A 15,746-nucleotide genomic window follows, 5' to 3' on the forward strand; every position below is an offset into this window, starting at 1 on the left:
GGCGCGAAAAATCTTTCCTCGGGCAACCGTGCAACAGGACTCGCGCCGTTCATCCGGACGGCGTATGGTGCTGGTAAGGGTCGGCGTGTGGTCCGGCCCGACGGGAGACGTCCATGAAGATACCTACCGTACGCGCCGGCGCGCATATCGAGGGCGTGCACTGGATCGCCGAGTACGCCGAAGACGTTCATGAGATTCGCGTCTTTCGCGAAGGCCAGGAAGTGGATGTGCACAATGCGCCGTCCACCCTGTTCGGCGACGAGGAAAATGCGGGCTCCAAAAGCACCGCGGATCATCGCGCGGTCGAAGCCGCCGTGCTGGCTTATCTGAAACGATTCGTAATCGAGCACGACGCGGAGGAGTAGTTCTCCGCTCACCGCCGCGCGCTGCGGCGGGTCACCGTGGATCGCCGCGCGGCGACACGGTATTCATTGCCCTACATGCCTGCGACACCGTGCGCCGCAGGCATCGACACCTTACTCGGCAGGCCGCAGCTTCTTGACTTCGGCATCCGACGGCTGCACGCTCGCGCCATCGATATACCGGTACGAGGTCATCACGCCCTTGCCGTCCTTCAAACCCGTCACGCCCACATATGCGCCCATGGTCGACTGATTGTCCTGAGCGCGATAGGTGATCGGCCCGAACGGCGTGTCCACGCCTAAGCCCTTGAATGCGGCAGCCAGCTTGTCCGGATCGACCGACCCCGCCTTCTTGATGCCCGCGGCAATCGACATCAACGCCGAATAACCGACCACCGACCCAAGGCGCGGATAGTCGTGATACTTGGCCTGATACGCATCGACGAACTTCTTGTTGGCTGCCGTATCGATCGAATACCACGGGTAGCCCGTGACGATCCAGCCGGTCGGCGCTTCAGCGCCTAGCGGGTCGAGATAGTCTGGCTCGCCCGTCAGCAGCGAGACCACGCTGCGATCCTTGAAGAGCCCGCGCGTATTGCCCTCACGCACGAACTTGCCGAGGTCGGCGCCGAACAGCACGTTGAAAATCGCGTCCGGTTTGGCGTCGGCGATTGCCTGCGTCACCGCGCCCGCGTCGACATTGCCGAGCGGCGTGGCCTGCTCGGCGACGAACTGCACGTCGGGCTGCGCCGCCGTCAGCAGCTTCTTGAAGGTCGCCACCGCCGATTGCCCGTACTCGTAGTTCGGATACACGAGTGCCCAACGCTTCTTATGCAGCTTGGCCGCTTCCGGCACGAGCATCGCCACCTGCATATACGTGGAGGGCCGCAGACGGTACGTATATTTGTTGCCGTCGGCCCAGACGATCTTGTCGGTCAACGGTTCAGCGGCGAGGAAGAAAATCTTCTTCTGCTTCGCGAAATCGGTCAACGCAAGGCCGGTGTTAGACAGAAAGCCGCCGAACAGCAACTGCACCTGTTCACGCGCGATCAACTCCTGCGCGACGCGAATCGAGTCACCCGGATTCGCGTTGTCGTCGCGCGACACCACTTCGAGCTGTTTGCCGAGCACACCGCCCGCGGCGTTCACCTGGTCGAGCGCGAGATTCCAGCCGTTCTTGTAAGGCCCGAGAAAGGCGGGCTGCGCCTTGTAGCTGTTGATCTCGCCAATCTTGATGGTTTGCTGTGCGCTCGCGCTCAACGCGGCGAGCGACAGCACCGTGGGCACCATGAGGCGAGAGATCCATCCTGCGCGCGTGGTCATGCGTTTCTCCGTTATCAAAAGGATTGCGGGAATGCGGTCGTTGTTATCGGGTGTTTCGAAAGCAGTTCGCGCTTCAGTCGGCTCACGGCGGCGTCGCGCGAATCCGGGCGACGCTCGCCGTGACATCCTGCCATGCCGGCTTGCCACCGGCGAATTGCCGACGCAGGTAAGACACGAGTTCGGCGACCTGGGCGTCGTTGAAACTGTCGCGGTAAGCCGGCATCGTACCGAGTTCAGGCCGTGCAGGCGAGCCGATGCCGTCGAGAATCACGCGAATCAGATTATCCGGCGTCGCGCTGTGCAGATTCGTGTTAAGCGCCAGCGAAGGATGCGCGCCGAACAGTTGCGGCCCGCTGCCCGTGTGATGGCAGGCGGCGCACGCACCGTCGAAGAGTCGCGCGCCGAGTCCTGCCGGCGCACCGGCAATCGCGCTGGCCTGTTCGTACTGACGCGCCACTGCGGCCGGATCGGCATTGGGTTCCAACGGATTGAGCGACGCGAGATACGTGGCCATCGCGCGAATATCGCTGTCGGGCAGCGCCGCCAGATCGCCGACGACCGGCGCCATCGGCCCGGCCGCGACGCCGTGCAGCGGCGCGTGGCCATTGCGCAAATAGCTGAAGAGTTCGTCTTCGCTCCAGGGCACGGGTGCGTTGGAGAGCGCGGACAACGCGGGCGCTTCCCAGCCGTCCGCCATGCCGCCGCCCATGAACGCCGCGCCGGTTTTTTCGGCGCCGAACGCATTGCGCGGCGTGTGGCATGCGCTGCAATGGCCGAGCCCGTTCACCAGATACGCGCCGCGATTCCATTGCGCGCTTTGCGTCGCGCTGGCGGTGAACGTCGTGCGTCCGAGAAACAAAGCGTTCCAGACGGCCATCAGCGGACGCACGCTGAACGGATACGCCAGCTTCGTTTCCGGCGGACGCGAGCGCACCGGCGTTTGCGCCATCAGGTACGCGTATAGCGCTTTCAGATCGTCGTCGGACGTGTTCTGAAACGATGTGTACGGAAAGGCCGGATAGAGGCGATGGCCATCGCGGCTGATGCCTTGCCGCATCGCCCGCATGAAAGCTTCGAGCGACCAGTTGCCGATGCCGGTCTGACCGTCCGGCGTGATGTTGGTGCTGTAGACGGTGCCGAACGGTGTGTCGAGCGGTTTGCCGCCGGCGTTCGGCACGCCATTGTGCGCGGTATGGCAGACCGCGCAATTGCCGAGCGACGCGAGCAGCTTGCCGCGCGCCACGAGATCCGGCGCGAACGTGCTCGCGAGCGGCGGCGTGATCGGCGCGATAGCGTGCGGCGCGAGCGACAACGCGCCGAGCCAACCCACCGCGCCTGCTGCGAAAGTGCCTAGAAAACCCAGCCGCCAGCGCTTCTTTTTACGCGCTGCCTTGTCCTCGGCTTGCGCGTCGGCGAGTGCGGCGCGGATCGTCTCCGGCGTGAACGGCGGCCGCCGAAAACGCACGCCCGTCGCATCGAAAAGCGCATTGGCAATCGCCGCCGCGCCGGGCAGCGACGCGGATTCGCCGGCGCCCATTGGCGGCTCACCGTGGCGCGGCATCATCACCACGTCGATCACGGGTACTTCGCGGAAAGTCAGGATCGGATATGCGCCCCACTCCTGGCTCGTTACCGCATTCTCGCCGAACGTCACGCGCTCTTTCAGCGCACGGCTGGTCGCCTGTATCACGTTGCCGTGTATCTGATGACGCACGCCGTCGGGATTCACCATCGTGCCGGTATCCTGGCCGACCACCACGCGCGTCACCGCGAGTTCACCGCTCTTGCGATTGACTTCGACGTCGGCCACCCACGCGGACCACGCCGCGCCGAAGCCGGGAAATTTGCTGTGCACGTAGCGGGCATAAGCGATGCCGCGTCCGCGTGCGATGTCGCCTTCTTCTTTGCGCTCCGTATCACGCGGCTCCCAGCCGGCCTTTTCCGCCACGGCTTTGACCAGCTCAATCGCGCGCGGATCGGTCAGATGCTCCAGACGAAACTCGACTGGATCGACACCCGCTTCCGCCGCGAGTTCGTCGATAAAGGACTCATGCGCGAACGTGTTCGGCAACGCGGACACGCCGCGCAACCACGACGCCCGAACGATCGGCGGCGTGTCGTCGCAAACGATGCGCATGCTGCGGTAATCGTACGGCGGCACTGCCGTGCGGTCGCCCATTTCGAACACCTGTGGCTGCGCGGAGATCGTGCCGGTCAACAGCAATGCCAACGTCGGCGCATCGTTGGACGGATAGCGCGTCGCAAAGTCGTACGCCGCCAGTTCGCCCTCGGCATTCAACGCGCCGCGCACGTCCATCAATTGCGCGGCGCCTTTCGGTTCCCACGCGTGCTCGTCTTCACGCGAGAGTTGCACGCGCACCGGACTGCCGGTGGCACGCGCAAGCAATGCGGCGTCGGCGGCGACATCGTCCGCGCAATTGCGGCCGTAGCAGCCGGCAGCCTCCATTCGCACGATTTCGATGTGCGCTTCGTCCATACCCATCAGCAAAGCGAGATCGGCGCGCAGCGAATGCGGGTTCTGCGTACCCGACCAGACCTTCAGCGCGCCCTCGCGATAGTCGGCCACCGCGCATGACGGTCCGATCGACGCATGCATCTGAAACGGCCATACGTAGGTGCGTTCCAGCGTGCGAGCGGAGTCTTGTGCGAGCGCCGCATCCACATCGCCTTCGATCACCAGATCGCGCCTTGTGGCGGGATTCGCGCGCAACGCCGCTTCCACTTCCTCGCTGGTTTCGAGCGAAGGCAAACCTTCGACCGCTTTCCATTGCACGCGAAGCCGCTTCACGGCCTGTTGCGCGACTTCCTCGCGCTCGGCCACGATGCCGACGAAATCGCGAATCACCACCACCTTGACGATGCCGGGCAATTCGCTAATGGAGTCTTCATCCACCCGCAGCAGACTATTGCCCATGAAGTCGCCTTGCGCGACTCCGGCATACGGCGGCCGCACCACACGTCCATGCAACATGCCGGGCACGCGCACGTCATGCACGAAACTCAACTCGCCGGTCGCCTTCGCGGGAATGTCGACGCGCGGCGCGCTCTTGCCGACGATCTTGTACGTGTCCGGCGACTTCAACGGCGCATCGGTGGCGAGCTGCAATTCGACGCGTTTTCCGCTGATCAGGTCGCCGTAGCCCATGCCCTTCGCAGACGCGCTGCCGTCACGTCGATAAACGGTGCCATCACGCACATCGAGTTGCTCGACGCCCACATTAAAGCGCGCCGCCGCTTCCTTCAGCAAAAATTGCCGCGCTTGCGCCGCAGCGTGCCTCAATGGCACCGCCGATATCTGAATCGTCGCGCTGGCAATCGTCGGCCCCTGATTCGGCGCTTCGCGCGTATGGCCGAGCACGATCGACACGCGCGTCAACGGCACATCCAGCTCTTCCGCGACGATCTGCGCGAGCGCCGTGCCGATGCCCGTGCCCAAATCGACGTGACCGTTGAACGCGACCACGCTGCCGTCGTCACGCACCACGAGGAACATATCCGCCTCGGTCGGCACGAACGACGAACGCGAGCCCGGCTGACCGATCGCCGGCTTGACCGGCGCTTGCGGCGCACGCGTGACGATCAGCACGCTCTGCGCATCGTAGAGCTGTTGCCGGGACGGTGGCGCGGCGCGTCGATCCACGCTGAAATCCGGCCCGGTCATGCGCGCTCTCCTTCGTGCACCGCGGATTGCGCAGCCGGTTGCGCGGCAAGCAATTCAGCGGCGCGCTGCACCGCGCGCACGATCTCGACATGCGTGCCGCAGCGGCACAGATTGCGCGACAGCTCGCGCCGGATCGTCTCGACGCTCGGGTGCGGGTCGCGATCGAGCAGCGCCTTGGCCGTCATGATCATGCCGTTCAGGCAATAGCCGCATTGCGCGGCCTGTTCTTCGATAAACGCCTGCTGCACCGGATGCAACGCGGCGCGCGTGCCCAGTCCTTCTAGCGTGGTGATTTCGCGGCCCAAGGCGACCTTCGCGGTCGTGACGCACGCGCGCGTCGGCATGCCGTCGAGCAACACGGTGCACGCGCCGCATTCGCCGAGCCCGCAGCCGAATTTCGGACCGTTCAGCGCGAGGTCGTTACGCAGCAGATAGAGCAGCGGCGTGTCGGCGTCGGCGCTGACGAGATGCGTAGCGCCATTCACATGCAGCAGAAGAGGCGCGGGGCGGTTCATGATTGTGCCGGCGTGGCGATGCAACACGTACTCACAGCACCACCGGCACTTCGGTAGCCGGCGGCGTATTGCGGCTGCGCCGGCAGCGGATCAGCCCGTCGATCATCACCAAGCCCACGCCGGGAATATCGCCGAGCTGCACGCTTTCGAGCAGCGTGTCGGCCGCCGTGTGTTGCGCGCGGTCCATGAACACGAGGTCCGCGGGGCGGCCCACTTCGATCAGCCCCTGGCGCAGGTTACGTTGACGCGCGGTGTTGCCCGTCGCGAAGCAGAAGGCGATTTCGGCGGGCACATCGGCAAGACTCGAAATCAGCGCGATCATGCGCAAGATGCCGAGCGGCTGCACGCCGGAGCCCGCCGGACTATCGGTGCCGAGAATGATCCGGTGCGGGCACTTCAGTTCGATCGCATGACGCGCGGTCAGCAAGGCGATCCGTTCGTTGCCGTTGTGGACGATCTCCAGCGCGCGGCTCGACTGCTCGCACAGATCGCAAACATGCCGGTATGAGAGCGACGTATGTCCGCCGTTGATGTGACCGATCACGTCCGCATCGGCGGCGAGCACTACATCGCGATCGATCAGACCCGAGCCGGGAATCGACGGCCCGCCCGTGTGAATCGTGCTCTGAATCCCGTACTTGCGTGCCCATGCGACCATTTGCGCGGCTTCCTCGCCGCCTTTCACGCTGCCGAGGCCGACTTCGCCGAGCAGTTTCACGCCCGCTTCCGAAAGCTCCTTGAAGTCCTCTTCGACCATGCCCTTCTCGATCACCGGCGCGCCCGCCATGACCTTCACGCCGCCGCCGACGCCCGCGCCGCGCATGCCTTCGAACGAACGTTGCGCGGTAATCGCGAGCGCTTTCACACCGAGCACGTCTTTCGGGCGGCCGGGCAAATGCACTTCGCCGGCGGAAATCATCGTGGTGACGCCGCCGTTCAGATTCGATTCGATCCAGCCCATCTGATTCTGGCGCGGCGTCCAGTCGCCGAATACGGGATGCACATGCGAGTCGATCAGGCCGGGCGCGACCGTCGTGCCTTTGCAATCGACCGTCGTGCGCGCGCCTTCGAGATCGCAGTCCTTTTCCTTGCCGACCGCGACGATCACGCCGTCGTCGATCACGAGCGTGTCGGCGTCGAGAATCGGCTGATCGATGTCGCCGGATAACAGCAGCCCGATATTCGTTACCGCGACCTTGCCCGACAAGCCTGTCAACGTTTCTGCTGCCATCTGCCTCTCCTTTCGCAACGACTGCCCGGCGCCCACGAAGTGCCACAGCGTGCACTTCGCGCGCGCCGATGGAAGGAATCACACGCTCAGATAAGCGCGCCTCACTGTTTCGTTCTGTGCGAGTTCGCCGATCGTGCCGGTGAAACGGATCTGCCCTTTTTCGAGCACATATGCGCGGTCGCTGACCAGCTCGGCGAAGTGCAGGTTCTGTTCGGACAACAGAATCGACAGCCCTTCGCGCTTGAGTTCGAGAATCATGTTGGCCATCTGTTCGACGATCACGGGCGCCACGCCTTCGGACGGTTCGTCGAGCAGCACCAGATACGGATTGCCCATCAGCGTGCGCGACACGGTGAGCATCTGCTGTTCGCCGCCGCTCATCTGCCCGCCCGGACGTTGCGGCATTTCGCCGAGGTTGGGAAAGAGGCGGAACAGCTTTTCCGGGGTCCATTGCGGCGCGCCGTCGCGCGGCGGCTGGCGGCCGGTGGCGAGGTTTTCCATCACGGTCAGATCCGCGAACACGCGCCGGTCCTCGGGCACGAAGCCCATGCCCATGCGAGCAATCTTGTACGGCGGCAGCGCCGCGATGTTCTGCCCGCGAAAACTCACTTCGCCCTGACGGCGTGGCAGCAAACCCATCACCGCTTTCATCGTGGTGGATTTGCCCGCGCCGTTGCGGCCCATCAGCGCCACGACTTCGCCGCGCCCGACTTCGAGACCGACGTCGAACAGAATATGCGCGCGGCCATAAAACGCGTTGAGGCCGGAGACTTTCAGCATCGGCTCGCTCATTGCAGCGCCCCTTGTCCCCGTTGGCCACCCGCCGCTTCATGCAGCGGCGCGTGCGGCTGGAAGGTCTTACCGGTGCCGAAATAGACTTCCTGCACGCGCGGGTCGTTGCGGATCGTGTCGGCGTCGCCCTCGGCGATCAGCTTGCCGCGCGCGAGCACGATCAGGCGATCGGCGTAGGCGAATACGACGTCCATGCTGTGCTCGGTAAACAGCACACCGATCTTGTGTTCGGTGACGAGGCGTTTGGTCAGCGCCATCAATTCATTGCGCTCCTTCGGCGCCATGCCGGCGGTCGGTTCGTCCATCAGCAGCAGCTTCGGACGATTGGCCAGCGCGATCGCGAGTTCGACGCGCTTCACATCGCCATAAGCGAGCACGCCGCAAGCGCGATTCGCGTCCGCGGCCATGCCCACCTGGTCGAGCAGCGCGAGGGCTTCATCGGCGTAGCGCGAGCCGGCGGGTTTCCATAGCCCGAAGGTTTTGCGTTCGCGCGAGACCAGCGCCATCTGCACGTTCTCGATCACGGTCATGGAATTGAAGGTCGCGGCGATCTGAAAAGTACGGCCCACGCCCAGACGCCAGATGTCGCGTGGACGCATGCCGACCAGTTCCTGACCGTCGAGACGGATCGAACCCGATGAAGGCGGCAACTGCCCATTGACCATGTTGAAACAGGTCGACTTGCCCGCGCCGTTCGGACCGAGCAAGGCGAGCAATTGGCCGGCTTCGAGATCGAACGAGACATCGTCGACCGCCTTGAGGCCACCGAACGATTTGGAGAGACCGGCGACACGCAGCAAGCTCATAGCCCCTCCTTGATCGCGGCGCGTTGGGAAGGCGAGAGAGCGCTCTTTTCCGCCTGATCGGCGCTGTCGTCGCCGAAGCGCTCGCGAATGAAGCCGACGATCCCCTGCGGAAACGCGATCACCAGCAGCAGGATCGCGAAGCCGAGCAGTGCCTGCCAATAGTCGGTTTGCCGGGCGACGGTGTCTTGCAGCCACGTGAACACGGCCGCGCCGACGATCGGCCCGGTGAGCGTTTGCAAGCCGCCGAGCAGCACCATCACGAGGCCGTCCACGGAACGGCTCACGCTGATCACTTCCGGCGAAATCGTGCCCTTGGAGAAGGCATACAACGACCCGGCAAGCCCGCAGAACAGCGACGCGATCACGAACGCGGCCCACTGCACGCGCTTCGCGTCGATACCGATCGCTTCTGCGCGCAGCACCGAATCACGCGACGCGCGCATCGCGTAACCCAACGGCGAGAACAGCATCTTGCGCAACAGCCATACGCCGACCACGGCGCAGACGAGCGTCACGTAGTAAAAGGCCACTGGCGAGGACAACCAGTTCGACGGCCACAAGCCGAGAATGCCGTTGCTGCCGCCCGTCACGTCGTCCCACTGGAACACGACCGACCAGACGATCTGCGCGAACGCCAACGTCAGCATCGCGAGATACACGCCGGACAGGCGCACGCAGAACCAGCCGAACACCAGCGCGCCGGCTACCGCCAAAAGCGGGCCGAGCAGCAAGGCGGCTTCCATCGGCAGATTCAGTACCTTGAGGAACAGCGCGGCGCCGTATGCGCCCAGCCCGAAGTACGCCGCATGGCCGAACGAGTGCATGCCGCCCGGTCCCATGATGAAGTGCAGGCTCGTGGCGAACAGCACGGCGATCAGGATCTCGACCAGCAGCACCGGCATATACGGAAACGAGTTGGCCGCCAACGGCGCAAGCACGAGCACCAGCAACGCCATCGCGGCCAGACACTTGACGCGCTTGCCCGCCGGACGCAAAGGGGTTTCCGGCGCCGCCATGCCACGCACCGCGGCGCTCGCGCGGCCCAGCAAACCCCACGGACGCACCACCAGTACGACGGCCATCACGACGAATTCAGCCACCAGGGTAAAGCGGCTCAACGACAACCCCACACCGAAGATCGTCACGTGACCGATGCCGATGCACAGCGCCTTGATCTCCGCGATGATCAGCGCGGCGATGAACGCCCCCGGAATCGACCCCATGCCGCCGACCACCACCACGACAAACGCGTTGCCGATCGTCTCCAGATCCAGCGACAGATTCGCCGACATGCGCGGCCCTTGCAACGCGCCGCCAAGACCGGCGAGAAACGCGCCGACGAAAAAAACGCCGGTAAACAACCACGCCTGATTGATGCCGAGCGCGCCGAGCATCTCGCGATCCTGCGTCGCGGCGCGCACCAGCGTGCCCCAGCGCGTGCGCGTCAGCGCATACCAGAGCAGCAGCAACACCACCGGCCCGATCACGATCAACGCGATATCGTAGGTCGGCAACGGATGGCCGAGGAAATCGACCGCGCCCGCCAGATGCGGCGCACGCGGCCCGAACAGGTCTTCCGGGCCCCACAGCCACAGCGCGGCATCGCGAAAAATCAGCACCAGCGCGAAGGTGGCGAGCAGATGAAACAACTCGGGCGCCTGATAGATGCGCCGCAGAACCACCATCTCGACCAGCGCGCCCAGCACCGCGACCGCCAGCGCCGCCGCCAGCACCGACAACCAGAAGCCGCCCGCCGTATGTCCGAAGCGGCTCGCGATGCTGTACGCGACATAGATGCCGAACATATAGAACGAGCCGTGCGCAAAGTTGACAATGCGCGTCACACCGAAGATCAGCGACAAACCGGCGGCGACGAGAAACAGCGTCGACGCGTCGGCGAGTCCGTTGACCAGCTGTACCAGCAAATTCGAAAGCATCGCGACCCTTGGCAGTTTGCCGAACAGCGAAGGCGCGGCTTAGGCGCATTCGACAGGATCGGCAGACATTGCAGCGCGTGCGGCACCATGCGCGCACGCGTCAACGGCAGGACAATACAATACGCCCGAAGAAAATCCCCTCGGGCACCGGCGAAAACGCCGAATGCAAACGCCTCAGCGCAAACCGTCTTCGCCCTTGATCTCGCTCACCTGCAAGCCGCCGATGCGCGGCAGTGGCCGCCCCGACGCCGTCACCGCGACGGCCACAACGATTTCGTTCGCACGCGGTGCGTCCGCTACGCGCGCTTCGATCGCATCGAAATGGCTGCGCACGAAGGCGGCGTCTTTGTGGCCGAGCGGCACGTCGATCGCGGTGCCGAGCGTACCCATCTTTTTCGCCGACGGCACCAGCGCCGCGCCCTTTTCGACTGCGACCCGCAGTGGCGCGCCGAGCTTGGGATGCAGAATCGCCGCCGCGTGTTCCAGTTCGCCCGCCTCGCCGACTATGGCGGCCTTGCCATAGCTTTGCGCCTCGCCCGGCGCGATGCCCAGCGCTTGAACGCACTTGTTGCCGAGCAACGCGCCCAACTCTTCGCCGGCTTCGATCAGCGCGTCGAGTCTGGCTTCATAACGGCCGGCGTAGGGATTATCGATCACCGCAATCGCAACCGCGCGGCGTGCGGGCGGCTCGATGGTCTGGCCCATCTCAATGCGTGTTTCATCCACTTGCACGACCAGCTTGCGAAGCTTGATTGCCATTTCGCTCTCCGAGTTTCGATGCCTGCTCTGCTTCGTTTCAATGCTTCAGCGCAAACCGTCCTTGCCCACGATCGCCTCTTTCGCCAGCCCGCCGACGCGCGCATGCACGCGCTGCCCGGTGCTCATCACGAGGATATACACCAACTCGTCCGCGGCGGGCGCGCCGGGCACGCGCACTTCGATCGCATCGAAATGGCTGCGCACGTAGCTCGCGTTGACATGCGTGAGCGGCACGTCGAGCGCGGTGGAAGGCGCGCCGACTTTCTTCGTCGACGGCACGATTGCGTTGGTGGGCACGCCGTTTTTCTCCAGCAACTCGCGCATCGCATAGCCGCCGGGAACATGCCACAACGCGCCATGCTCGAGTTCGCCGCGTGCGCCGACAATCGCGCCCTTGCCGTAACTCTCGATCGATGCATGCGGCACCGCCATCGCCGCCAGCAGCCGTTGCGCCATATCGAAGCCGATCGGCTTGAGCGCTTCCATCGCATCCTCGATTTTCGCTTCGTAACGGCCGGCGAACGGGTTCGTCATCACTGCGGCAATCGCGCCGCGCCTGAGCGGCTGCGCGGGCGCGGGGCCGAACTCGTGGAAGATATCTTCGACGTGCGTCAGCACGCGACGTATTTCGAACACGGAGCCTCCGTTTTAGTTTGCGCGCTCTGCGAGAGCAGACCGCTTGCGTCATGAATGCCGGCGACGCGCACCCGCCCTTGCAGGAATAGCGCGGCGCCTTCGATCAAGCCTTGGTCGAGCAGACGCCGCGCAGCTTCGACACCACGCGCCAGCGCGAGATCGATCAGAGGTTGCGGCAAGGACGGCACGTCGACTGTGACGAGCATATCGCCCAGGTCGCTGTCGTCTTTCAACGACGAAGCCGGACGCCGCAGAATACCCTCATGATCCAGATTGACCGCGTTGGCGATAACGGTTGCGGCGGCGTCGGCGGCGGCGGCGTTGCGCGCCAGCACCGTGACGCTGTCCGCGATACCGAGGCTGAAACTGCGGCCACGCCAGCCGCTCGTCGCGATGCCGCGAACGGCCAGGCCGGCGTCGAGCGTCAGATTGGCGTCGAGCGCGTGATCGCGCGGCAGCCGCACGGCTGAAAACGACGCCAGGTCCGCGAACACGCCGACGCGGTATTGCTGCCCTTCGGTCAGATACAACGCGATGTCGCCGCCATTGTTGATGAAGGCGCGCGAGATGCCTTCGCGTGCGAATGCGGTGACCAGCTCATCGGCAACACTGCCCGCGACGGCCGCCATCGGCGTGATGTAGCGCGCGCGGTGAGGATGGCACGCCGACCACATACGGCGGGCAACCGGGCCTTGAAATTCCGTATCGTTCAATGCGGCCGGCGGGGGAACAGGCTGCTTGAGCCGCTTCAGTTCACCCACCAGTTCCGACAGCACATCGACAAAGCGCGCCCAGCACGCCTCATACGCGGCCTGCACCGCCTGGGGCGTGCCGTCCGCGCTGAGGATCAGATCGATCGGCCCATGCTGCCAGTGCCAGCGGGTCGCATCGAGTCGGGTGCGGGTGGGGTTCATCGTGTCCGTTGCGTCGGTTTCGGCGTTGGTTTTTGCGTGAGTTGCGTTAGTGCCGTCCGCGTGGTCAGCCGAGCATCGGCGGCATGGCGGGCGGCCACGGGTTGTCGGGATTGCGCGCCAGCGTGCGGCGCGCGAGCGGCGCGCCTTCCGTATGTTCCGGCCCGTTCGCGAGCACGCTCTCCAGCGAACGCACCGCATCGAGATGGCCGCCGAGATCGCGATACGCATCGTACGTCATGGTGAATTCGATCGGCGCGACGATCGCGGGCGTCGGCACCGTGCCGAACGAACGGTCCGGCATGCGCGCGACATCGACCATCACGGTGATCCCGCCGCCCGGCCACACATAAGCCGGCGCGCCGCCGCAGGTCACGTTGACCAGCTTCTGCTTGATCGCGCGCGTAAGCAGCACGGGATTCTCCGTGGCGCCCGCTCGCAGACTGCCGCCCGCGCCGCCGAGAAACAGCACGGTGGCAAGCGACGGCTCGCAGTTCTCGCCGATCCGCTCGACCGTGCGGCGCACCGTATCCGGCATCGCCGCGATGCGCGGCACGAGATTCTGATCCAGTTCGTACCACTGCGCGTGTTCGCCGGTGGTCGACACCATCAATAAGCGCATGCCGGGTTTGGCGACGGCAGGGTCGAAGCCCTCGACAATCGCGAGCGGGTCCTGAATGTCCGTGCCGCCCCAGCCGGTGCCCGGATTCGCCACCTGAAAATAGCGGCCGGGCGTCGACTTGCGTCCGCGAATCTTCACACCTGAGCGCGTCATGCCGAGACACCGCCCGGCCTGATGTTCGGTGAGCACGCCGGTGATGTGGTCGTCGACGACCACCACTTCGTCGGCGTGACCGAACCATTGCTTCGCGAAGATGCCGATGGTCGCCGAGCCGCAGCCCACGCGCATGCGCTGTTCCTCGATGCCGTCGACGATCGGCGCCGCGCCCGCGCGAATCACGAGACTCGCGCCGCCGTCGATGCTCAGTTCCACTGCTTCTTTATTGCCGAGCGCGAGCATCATGTCGCACGTCACGCGGCCTTCCTTCTTGCTGCCGCCGGTCAAATGATGCACGCCGCCGAGACTCAGCATCTGCGAACCGTATTCCGCCGTCGTCACATGGCCGACAATCTCGCCGTGGCATCGCACGTTCGATTGCTCCGGCCCGAGGAAGCGGTCGGTGTCGATCTTCACCTTGAAACTGCAATAGCTGAAAATGCCTTCGGTGACGACCGTGATCATGTCGACGTCGTCGAGCTTCGAGGCGACGATAAAGGGCGCGGGTTTGTAGTCGGGATAAGTGGAGGATGCGCCGACGCCGGTCACGAACAACGCCTGTTCCGCAGCGGCGGGATAGCGCACTTCAGAAGACGCACCAAATTCGACCGCGGCATTCGCTTCTGACGTTGAAGATGAAGACGCGCGCGATAAAAACACCACCGGATCGACGCGAATCAACCGCCCGTCCGCATTCGCGTAACGATCGCACGCGCCGGTGCGCCCGTCGGATATCTGACACAGCACCGGGCAGGCATTGCATTCGATCTTGTTCGACGCCATCCGCTCGCTGCGCGGCGCGGCCTTCTCGAGCACGGTCGGACCCGGCGTCGAGGCGGTTTCGCCGTCGACGCTGTCCGCACCGAAATCGACCTTCGTATGTTCTGTCATGGTGGGGTTCCCATACGACGACATTACAATCGGTCCCGCTCCGGCTGACGAATAGTGCCTGTTTGCAGGTACTTTCGCGTGATCCGCCGATTTCCATGTTGCGGTCACTCACCGTTCGTGTAGTATCCGCTACACCAAACTCGTTAGAAATCTACTCGATCAATTTAGTCTGCGCAACGTGTTTACGGACGTGCGCGCGATTGGTGCAATGCGACATAGCCGCTTTGTTGATAGCTCGTCACGCTTCAATCTACGCCGTAGTGAATGATCGCGCAGCGCAGGCCGCAGCAGTCTGTGCGGGCTGTATGATGAAGGCGTGCTCCCGCCTGGCCGGCCGCGGCGCATGCCGTTCAACCTGACGCTAACAAGAGGTCCGAGACCGCCATGAGTCCCACCGCCGCCCGCAAACCGGGCGCTACCGGCATCCGTGCGAAACAGGCGCAGCACACGCGCGCCAAGATTCTGAAAGCGGCCATCAAGGTCTTTGCCAAGCAAGGCTATGCGAGCGGACGCGTGGAAAGTATTTCGAAGGCCGCGCGCTCGCACGACCGCATGATCTATTACTACTTCGGCAGCAAGGAACAGTTGTTCGTCGAAGTTCTCGAAACGATCTATACGCAATTCAACGAGGCGGAAAGCAAGCTCGATCTCGATCTGGACGATCCCGTGCACGGACTGGAACAGATGGTCGAATTCGTCTGGCAGTATTACCTTGATCATCCCGAGTTCGTCACGTTGCTGTCCAGCGAGAATCTGCACCAAGGCAAGCACGCAAAGAAATCGCTGAAGCTGAAGGAGATTTCCGGCTATGCGATATCGGTGGTGCAGAGGTTACTGGATGCAGGCCAGGCACGACAGGTGTTTCGTGCCGACGTCAAAGCGCGCGACGTGTACCTGATGATCGCGTCGCTCGGCTATTTTTATAACGCCAATCAATACACGCTGGGCGCGTTTCTCGGCGAGCCGTTGATGGACAAGGCATCGCTCGACCATTGGCGCGAGGTTATCAAGGACACGGTGTTGCGCGCGGTGCGGTCGGGTCTCCCGGTGCAGCCGGATGCGGCGGCGCTCGCCGTTGCGTTGAACGAGGCCAGCCACAATAGCGAGGCATGACCGTTCCGCC

General features: G+C 64.1%; 13 protein-coding genes. 2 read left to right on the forward strand and 11 right to left on the reverse strand.

Annotated features, from left to right (window positions below):
- Positions 1–113: 113 nt before the first annotated feature.
- Entirely contained in the window at positions 114–365 is a 252-nt protein-coding gene (locus B0G82_RS23485; protein WP_007178046.1) for a hypothetical protein, read from the forward strand.
- Between the two features lie 111 nt (positions 366–476).
- Here B0G82_RS23485 and B0G82_RS23490 read toward each other — a convergent pair whose 3' ends face one another.
- From B0G82_RS23490 to B0G82_RS23540, 11 genes are all read right to left on the reverse strand, one after another.
- Positions 477–1,685 carry an ABC transporter substrate-binding protein gene (locus B0G82_RS23490; RefSeq protein ID WP_116145927.1) on the reverse strand — a complete coding sequence of 403 codons (1,209 nt, stop codon included), beginning with the start codon at positions 1,683–1,685 and terminating at the stop codon, positions 477–479.
- Between the two features lie 82 nt (positions 1,686–1,767).
- Positions 1,768–5,367 (reverse strand): molybdopterin cofactor-binding domain-containing protein, encoded by a 3,600-nt coding sequence (locus B0G82_RS23495; RefSeq protein WP_121309212.1) that lies wholly within the window; start codon positions 5,365–5,367, stop codon positions 1,768–1,770.
- Complete coding sequence (locus B0G82_RS23500; RefSeq protein WP_116145930.1) at positions 5,364–5,882, reverse strand: (2Fe-2S)-binding protein; 519 nt, start codon at positions 5,880–5,882, stop codon at positions 5,364–5,366. Before B0G82_RS23500 ends, B0G82_RS23495 begins: the two co-directional genes overlap by 4 nt.
- A 31-nt stretch (positions 5,883–5,913) precedes the next feature.
- Positions 5,914–7,113: an amidohydrolase family protein gene (locus B0G82_RS23505; RefSeq protein ID WP_121309213.1), complete on the reverse strand. Its 1,200-nt coding sequence runs from the start codon at positions 7,111–7,113 to the stop codon at positions 5,914–5,916.
- 78 nt (positions 7,114–7,191) lie between these two features.
- Positions 7,192–7,905: an ABC transporter ATP-binding protein gene (locus B0G82_RS23510; protein WP_121309214.1), complete on the reverse strand. Its 714-nt coding sequence runs from the start codon at positions 7,903–7,905 to the stop codon at positions 7,192–7,194.
- Positions 7,902–8,711 (reverse strand): ABC transporter ATP-binding protein, encoded by an 810-nt coding sequence (locus B0G82_RS23515; protein WP_121309215.1) that lies wholly within the window; start codon positions 8,709–8,711, stop codon positions 7,902–7,904. Before B0G82_RS23515 ends, B0G82_RS23510 begins: the two co-directional genes overlap by 4 nt.
- Complete coding sequence (locus B0G82_RS23520; protein WP_121309216.1) at positions 8,708–10,648, reverse strand: ABC transporter permease; 1,941 nt, start codon at positions 10,646–10,648, stop codon at positions 8,708–8,710. The genes B0G82_RS23515 and B0G82_RS23520 overlap by 4 nt, the downstream gene beginning before the upstream one ends.
- Positions 10,649–10,822: 174 nt before the next feature.
- Positions 10,823–11,407, reverse strand: coding sequence for an amino acid synthesis family protein (locus B0G82_RS23525; RefSeq protein WP_121309217.1), 585 nt, complete (start codon positions 11,405–11,407; stop codon positions 10,823–10,825).
- Positions 11,408–11,452: 45 nt separating this feature from the next.
- Complete coding sequence (locus B0G82_RS23530; protein WP_121309218.1) at positions 11,453–12,043, reverse strand: amino acid synthesis family protein; 591 nt, start codon at positions 12,041–12,043, stop codon at positions 11,453–11,455.
- On the reverse strand, positions 12,019–12,957 hold the full coding sequence (locus tag B0G82_RS23535; protein WP_121309219.1) for a UPF0280 family protein: 939 nt from the start codon (positions 12,955–12,957) through the stop codon (positions 12,019–12,021). Before B0G82_RS23535 ends, B0G82_RS23530 begins: the two co-directional genes overlap by 25 nt.
- A 64-nt stretch (positions 12,958–13,021) precedes the next feature.
- The gene (locus B0G82_RS23540) at positions 13,022–14,623 is read right to left on the reverse strand and encodes a 6-hydroxynicotinate reductase (RefSeq protein ID WP_121309220.1); all 1,602 of its coding nucleotides are present in this window, start codon (positions 14,621–14,623) and stop codon (positions 13,022–13,024) included.
- A 384-nt stretch (positions 14,624–15,007) separates the two neighbouring features.
- On the opposite strand from B0G82_RS23540, the gene B0G82_RS23545 reads away from it, so the two are divergent.
- The gene (locus B0G82_RS23545; protein WP_121309221.1) at positions 15,008–15,736 is read left to right on the forward strand and encodes a TetR family transcriptional regulator; all 729 of its coding nucleotides are present in this window, start codon (positions 15,008–15,010) and stop codon (positions 15,734–15,736) included.
- Positions 15,737–15,746 lie beyond the last annotated feature (10 nt).

Origin of the sequence: Paraburkholderia sp. BL17N1, assembly GCF_003634175.1 — a bacterium.
Taxonomy (GTDB): domain Bacteria; phylum Pseudomonadota; class Gammaproteobacteria; order Burkholderiales; family Burkholderiaceae; genus Paraburkholderia.

Excerpts from the sequence above, each read along its gene's own strand:
- B0G82_RS23485 (WP_007178046.1), top strand. The coding sequence starts at position 114 with ATGAAGATACCTACCGTACGCGCCGGCGCGCATATCGAGGGCGTGCAC.
- B0G82_RS23490 (WP_116145927.1), bottom strand. The coding sequence starts at position 1,685 with ATGACCACGCGCGCAGGATGGATCTCTCGCCTCATGGTGCCCACGGTG.
- B0G82_RS23495 (WP_121309212.1), bottom strand. The coding sequence starts at position 5,367 with ATGACCGGGCCGGATTTCAGCGTGGATCGACGCGCCGCGCCACCGTCC.
- B0G82_RS23500 (WP_116145930.1), bottom strand. The coding sequence starts at position 5,882 with ATGAACCGCCCCGCGCCTCTTCTGCTGCATGTGAATGGCGCTACGCAT.
- B0G82_RS23505 (WP_121309213.1), bottom strand. The coding sequence starts at position 7,113 with ATGGCAGCAGAAACGTTGACAGGCTTGTCGGGCAAGGTCGCGGTAACG.
- B0G82_RS23510 (WP_121309214.1), bottom strand. The coding sequence starts at position 7,905 with ATGAGCGAGCCGATGCTGAAAGTCTCCGGCCTCAACGCGTTTTATGGC.
- B0G82_RS23515 (WP_121309215.1), bottom strand. The coding sequence starts at position 8,711 with ATGAGCTTGCTGCGTGTCGCCGGTCTCTCCAAATCGTTCGGTGGCCTC.
- B0G82_RS23520 (WP_121309216.1), bottom strand. The coding sequence starts at position 10,648 with ATGCTTTCGAATTTGCTGGTACAGCTGGTCAACGGACTCGCCGACGCG.
- B0G82_RS23525 (WP_121309217.1), bottom strand. The coding sequence starts at position 11,407 with ATGGCAATCAAGCTTCGCAAGCTGGTCGTGCAAGTGGATGAAACACGC.
- B0G82_RS23535 (WP_121309219.1), bottom strand. The coding sequence starts at position 12,957 with ATGAACCCCACCCGCACCCGACTCGATGCGACCCGCTGGCACTGGCAG.
- B0G82_RS23540 (WP_121309220.1), bottom strand. The coding sequence starts at position 14,623 with ATGACAGAACATACGAAGGTCGATTTCGGTGCGGACAGCGTCGACGGC.
- B0G82_RS23545 (WP_121309221.1), top strand. The coding sequence starts at position 15,008 with ATGAGTCCCACCGCCGCCCGCAAACCGGGCGCTACCGGCATCCGTGCG.